This is a genomic window from Seonamhaeicola marinus, from assembly GCF_008085455.1.
Map to the genome: position 1 here is coordinate 288 of NZ_VSDQ01000602.1, position 833 is coordinate 1,120.

The 833-nt window shown below is 38.5% G+C and carries 1 protein-coding gene; it reads right to left on the reverse strand.

The annotated features are described in order from the left end of the window. The coding region (locus tag FUA24_RS10745) for a translation initiation factor IF-2 N-terminal domain-containing protein (protein WP_246147019.1) at positions 1 to 833 on the reverse strand (833 nt) is incomplete at both ends.

Consider the following 833-nt stretch of genomic DNA (forward strand, 5'->3'; position numbering starts at 1 on the left):
ATCATCTGCAGCAATAACAATAATTGCAATATCTGTAACTTGGGCACCACGAGCACGCATTGCTGTAAAGGCCTCGTGACCTGGTGTATCTAAAAACGCAATTTTTTGTCCGTCTTCTAATTCTACACCGTAAGCACCAATATGCTGTGTAATACCACCAGATTCACCTGCAATTACATTTTCATTTCTAATGTAATCTAGTAATGATGTTTTACCATGATCTACGTGACCCATTACGGTTACAATAGGAGCTCTTGGTAATAAATCTTCTGGTTTATCTTCAACCTCTTCTATAGCTTCTTCTATATCAGCTGTTACAAATTCTACTTGATAACCAAACTCATCAGCAACAATTGATAGTGTTTCAGCATCTAAGCGCTGATTCATTGTAACCATCATTCCTAAAGACATGCATGCAGAAATAATTTGGGTAACGCTAACATCCATCATGGTAGCTACCTCACTTGCAGTTACAAACTCTGTAACTTTAAGTATTTTACTTTCTGCTGCTTCAGCTTGTAACTCTCTTTCGGTTTGATCTCTGTGTTGTTCCCTTTTTTCTCTACGGTATTTAGCTCCTTTTCCTTTAGAACTTTTACCTTGGAGTTTTTCTAGAGTTTCTCTTACTTGACGTTTTACATCCTCTTCACTAGGCTCTTCTTTTACAACATTGCGTCTTCCGCCACCTTGTTTTCCTTTAAAACGATCATTTCTGTTTTGACCTCCGCGGTTGTTACCTCCACCTTGTTGTGGACCACCACCTACTTTACTAATTCTACGGCGCTTTCTTTTTGAGGCGTCGCCAGTTTTATTTTTATCGTCGGTCTTTTTTT